Source organism: Candidatus Thermoplasmatota archaeon (assembly GCA_018814355.1).
Lineage (GTDB): Archaea > Thermoplasmatota > Thermoplasmata > UBA10834 > UBA10834 > COMBO-56-21.
This window is the reverse complement of sequence record JAHIZT010000119.1, coordinates 1-4,413: the sequence shown is the minus strand read 5'-3', so window position 1 is coordinate 4,413 and position 4,413 is coordinate 1. Positions and strand designations below refer to the sequence as shown.

The window sequence follows — 4,413 nt, the reverse complement described above, 5'->3', positions numbered from 1 at the left end:
CTCCCCCGCATGCGCCTGGGACCTCAGCCCCGCGAGGTCCCCCGTGATGACGTTCCTGCCCTTGTTTATGATGGCCACCTTGGAGCAGAGCCTCTCTGCGGTATCGAGCTGGTGCGTCGACACAAGGATCGAACACCCGACCTTGGCCATGTCGGCAAGCCTGTCCTTGATGAGGTGTTGCCCTGCAGGGTCGATCCCCAGCAGGGGCTCGTCGAGTATCAGCAGCTTCGGGTTGTGGATCGTGGCCGCGGCAAACGCGAGCTTAGCCCGCATCCCCTTTGACAGAGTCGACACCGTGGAGTACGCCTTCGGCATAAGGTCAAGTTCGCGCATGAGGCCCTCGATACGCCCGGCCAGCTTGTCCTTGGGGATGTTCCTCACTCTTCCGACATATCCCAGGAACTCATAGGTGGTGAGGTATTCGGGCAGAGCGGGCGCCTCGGGCATGTAGCCGACGCCCGACTTGTACTCGATCGGGTCTGCGAGGATGTCGTGGCCGAGCACTGTCACCCTGCCGGAATCCGGCCTGAGCAGGCCGACCATGATCTTGATGGCCGTGGTCTTCCCGGCCCCGTTCGGGCCTATCAGGCCCATGATCTCTCCCTCGAAGGCCGTGAGAGACAGCTTGTCGAGGGCTTGCGTCCCGTCCTCGTAGACCTTGACAAGGTTCTCCGCTTGGACTGTTATGGCAGGCATGTTATCATCGCCGACGGAATCGCTGCGGTGTCTAATAAGTTTCGAGGGTAAGCCACCAAGGACAGCGGCCCTGATTGTTCGACGCGAAACAATACCGTCTCTTCGACCGCTTCCACTCTGGAACCCGATCTGAACCGAGGAGCGGCATCCTCGCGAGCAATTGCTTCCGACTACCTGTAGTCCACACCATCATCACTCGATGCCCCGCTCCGCTCCATCCTGAGAACATGGCGACCTACAGCGACGCGATATACATTGACGAGTCTGGCAGCGGTTCTCCAACAGACAACATACACCGATACTGGGTGAGTGCCGCAGTCTCCGTGGCCTTTGACCAGACCATTGACCTGGACGAAGGCATTCGGCGAATACTCACCAGCCACTTCAGTCCGTATATAGGAGAGCTAAAGGGGTCTTCTATGTCGAAATATCTGCACCCAACATCTACGATCTTGGAAATCGTGAAGGACCTAGGAGATGTACTGGACCGCACTGGTGCACAACTGTGGGGGGCTGCGGCTTCATTTGGATCTTCTCCGCCCCGAGGCCTTCCCACCTCAAATCCAAAACCCAAAGACATTGCGCGACAAATGCTTCTGGAGGAAATCAACGCCCGCCTTCTCACGGGTTATCACCATCCCGATCACAGTCTGATAATCTGGGATATCTCTGAGAGGCAAGAACTTCAGGACTTCAGCGCCAGTATCGCGAGGTTCATGTCTGTCCGTGACGAGACTCCGAGGAGCGAAAGACTGGTTCCGGCAGCATTGGGTGGGCTTTCTCATGATTGGAGAGGGCTGCAGACTGCTGACGTCATCGCCAATTGCGCCCTGCACTATCTGGGTCATACCGCATCGTTGACGGGATCCAAGACCGACAAGGCAGAAGCGTTCAGAACGGAGTTTCTGCCACGAATGCAGAAAATCGAAAGTGAAGACATCATTGGTTGGATGGTTCGGCAGCATCACAAGAAAAAGTGAGAAGGCCTAGCGACATCACGACGCCCTCCTTCTCACAATTGATGATTGGCCCTCTTCGTATTTAAGAGGTTGGCACCCTTGTAGCGTATTGTGTTCCTTGATTGCCGAGGCTTGAGAGAAACAGCACAGGGAACCTGATCGGATGGATGGTTTGGTAGAGAGATAAAAATGCGAGAAGGGGTAACGGCATCACGCCATCTTCCTCCTCGCAATCAATGATTGACGCTCCTGATACTTAAGGAATTTGTCTCCTTGTAGCAGATCAGGTTCTTTGACTGCCCGCTTCTTGATCCAATTTCAGCAAGAATGTGTGAGAAGGCCTATCGACCTCACGCCGACCTCCTCCTCACGAACGACAATTGCATCAGCCCCTACTTAAGGAATTGCCGCCTTTGTATAGTCCAAGCAGAACGAGGGACTCAAGGGAGACAACGGCCGCAATGCCTATCGCATGACGCGTCGAATCGCGCGGATGTGTGTGCGATGGTCGCCTGCGTAGACACGACGAAACCACCCCATCGATAACGATCACGGTCGACCAGTCGCCCTATCGCTAGACTAGCTGCCCCGTTCAAGTACCGAGCGGCGGGGCTAGATTGACTCTGTCCTCTTCGGTCTCGAACGGCCACAGGGTGTACGTACGCGAGACAAAGTGCTGGTAGTAGTAGCTCATGTTGCCCTCGTACCAGTAATAGATCTGGAGGTCGTGTGTCCCCGGCGTGACAGAGTAGGAGGACTTGATCTCCTCGCCAGGCTGGAGGACCGATAGCTGATTCCCGTAATTTCCCTCGTTGAGACGGACACTGACGGTCACTGACGACTCCGTGTCCGTGTTCTTGACCACGATGACGATCTTCGCGGTGGGCGAGGACAATATCGGCGTGGGCAGCAGAATGATCAGGAGCATCGCGACGATGACGACCTTCATTCTCCTGGACACGTCGCGGGAAACGCCCCTCGGTTCCGAAGCCATCAACATCCTCCGATCACACGCGTTCCCTTCAGTCACTTGTTGTTCGCATAGTCCTTGAATCGGGTGGCCGAGTTCGCTATCAATATGAGCCCGGGCACCGCGAAGAAGAACGCAGGGGTGAAGATCGATGCCGCCGCGCCCAGGACGGCGATCGGGAACCACTTTCGGTTCAGGGCGGCGTAGCCTCCTATGACTCCCAAGATCCCGCACGAGAAGGATAGTACACGGAGCGAATCGTACCAGAAGGAGTAGAAACCTCCAGACATCGCCAGCAGCAGCGCGATACCCATGATCCCGGCCAACAAAGTCAGGATCGCGCCAGTCAACAGATGGCCCTCCGTCCCCGGCTTGGGCTTCGCCTTGTAATCATGTCCGCAGTACATACAGATGAACGCGTCCCAGCCGATTGGGCGGCCGCACTGAATGCAGTTCCTCGATCTCCCATCCGCGGGCACTACCGGAGGAACCATCAATGGCCTGCCGCAGAGGCCGCAGAATTTCATCCCTTCAGAGTTCGCCATCCCGCAACTTTCGCACTTCATCGCATTTCCCCTCTGTGCATGAATGGGCATTTCTACTCTATCTGTCTTGCCCCCAAGAGTATACATGTTTGTAGTGAGGGGCGTCTCGTCGTTTGGAGAAGCACGGTCGAGTTCTCGCCGACCACGAGCCTCTCGCCCTTCGGGAGGATCCCTTTCGCGCTCAGGATCTTCGACCCCTTGCCTATCATGTTGCGGACGATCTTCCTCTCGACATTGATGACCGTGTTGTCCATTATGATCGAGTCGTCGACCTCCGCGCGGACGACCTCGCACCCGTCTCCGATCGCTATGTAAGGCCTGGCGTGCGCGTCGAGGCCGAGGAACCTCCAATTCGAGGAGCCAGTCATTCCCTTGTCAAGTCCAGGTAACATCAGAAGAGAAGTCTTATCTATCCATTCGCATTCAAGCGCCTACGACCCGATCTGACCGCGTCCATGTAAGGAAGTGACCCGAATGAGTCCTGAGATCCCAAGAAACTTACTCTGGAGCCTCCGGATCAGAGCATACTCATTGCGGACTATGAGAACCCGAAGAAATCTGGTCCAGGCCAAGCACAATCAAATGACGGCCTTCATGAAGTTGAGTGAGAGGTTTCTTGGAACCTACGATGCAGTCCGTGATTGCGATGTGAGTTTCTTCACCACGCCAATGTGGGATGGATTCAGGTCCGATCTGGAAAACACCTTCCTGCCCAGTCCACCTTTCTCGTTCCTGAGGAACCCAACCATTCTCAAGACGATGTTCGTCACTGCCGGCGGAAGATGGATGAGAGAAGAGCTGGCCTATCTAGAAGCAAATATCCCAGAGACGAGACTGAGGGAACTACTAGCCGAAGACTATACGGGCGACCCGTATCTCTTCAACGCCAAGTACATGACGTCCCACAACACGATTCACACCCTGTATCATTTGGCCAGGTACTCAGCAACCACGGGGTGCAATCTCGAGGATATTCACAACGTCGTCGAATGGGGCGGCGGATACGGGAATCTGGCACGGATATTCCAGAGGCTCAAATCGTCAACCTTGACGTACACAATAGTGGATCTTCCGATCATGAGCATGATTCAGTGGATCTACCTGTCCTCGATACTTGGTGAGGACAAGGTACGAATAATCCAGACCCCTGAAGATACCCTGAAGAATGGCGCAATCAACCTGCTCCCAGTTTGTCACTTGAAGCATTACGAACCGAAAGGAGACCTGTTCGTGTCCACCTGGG

6 protein-coding genes are annotated in these 4,413 nt (G+C 55.4%); 2 read left to right on the top strand and 4 right to left on the bottom strand.

The window, feature by feature from the left end:
* The coding region (locus tag KJ653_08715) for an ABC transporter ATP-binding protein (protein ID MBU0685908.1) at positions 1-696 on the bottom strand (696 nt) is incomplete at its 3' end.
* A gap of 227 nt (positions 697-923) precedes the next feature.
* Between KJ653_08715 and KJ653_08710 the strand changes: the two genes are divergently transcribed.
* Complete coding sequence (locus KJ653_08710; protein MBU0685907.1) at positions 924-1,676, top strand: DUF3800 domain-containing protein; 753 nt, start codon at positions 924-926, stop codon at positions 1,674-1,676.
* Positions 1,677-2,247: 571 nt separating this feature from the next.
* Here KJ653_08710 and KJ653_08705 read toward each other — a convergent pair.
* From KJ653_08705 to KJ653_08695, 3 genes are read right to left on the bottom strand one after another with little or no spacing between them, the layout of a single operon-like run.
* Positions 2,248-2,649, bottom strand: a complete 402-nt coding sequence (locus KJ653_08705) for a hypothetical protein (protein ID MBU0685906.1) — start codon at positions 2,647-2,649, stop codon at positions 2,248-2,250.
* A 32-nt stretch (positions 2,650-2,681) separates the two neighbouring features.
* Positions 2,682-3,191, bottom strand: coding sequence for a zinc ribbon domain-containing protein (locus KJ653_08700; protein ID MBU0685905.1), 510 nt, complete (start codon positions 3,189-3,191; stop codon positions 2,682-2,684).
* A 32-nt stretch (positions 3,192-3,223) separates the two neighbouring features.
* Positions 3,224-3,562, bottom strand: coding sequence for a hypothetical protein (locus tag KJ653_08695; GenBank protein ID MBU0685904.1), 339 nt, complete (start codon positions 3,560-3,562; stop codon positions 3,224-3,226).
* Between the two features lie 202 nt (positions 3,563-3,764).
* On the opposite strand from KJ653_08695, the gene KJ653_08690 reads away from it, so the two are divergent.
* A partial coding sequence (locus tag KJ653_08690) for a putative sugar O-methyltransferase (GenBank protein MBU0685903.1) occupies positions 3,765-4,413 on the top strand: 649 nt, incomplete at its 3' end.